Raw genomic sequence first — 261 nt, 5'->3', positions numbered from 1 at the left:
GACCGCCTACCTTGAGTCCTACAGCGAGTACGGCCAGAACATCTTCGACCGCTACGTGCTCTACGCGGACTTCTGGATCCAGGACCAGGAATACCGCGACCCGGAAACCGGCGAGATCCTCAATCGCGCCTCCCTCAACGAGGAGCTGGAGAAGATAGAGAAGCCGGCCGGCATCAGCAATCCGAAGGATTTCCGCAACGAAATCGTCAACTTCGTATTGCGCGCACGGGCCAACAACAACGGCAAGAACCCGACCTGGCT

1 pseudogene is annotated in these 261 nt (G+C 58.6%); it reads left to right on the top strand.

The window, feature by feature from the left end:
* Positions 1 to 261 (top strand): annotated as a pseudogene (locus AB2L51_RS15285) (PrkA family serine protein kinase); the annotation flags it as partial.

It is taken from the genome of Acetobacter fabarum (assembly GCF_040702925.2).
GTDB classification, from domain to species: domain Bacteria; phylum Pseudomonadota; class Alphaproteobacteria; order Acetobacterales; family Acetobacteraceae; genus Acetobacter; species Acetobacter fabarum_B.
Note: the sequence above shows the minus strand (reverse complement) of the source record. Positions and strands in the feature narration are given on the sequence as shown.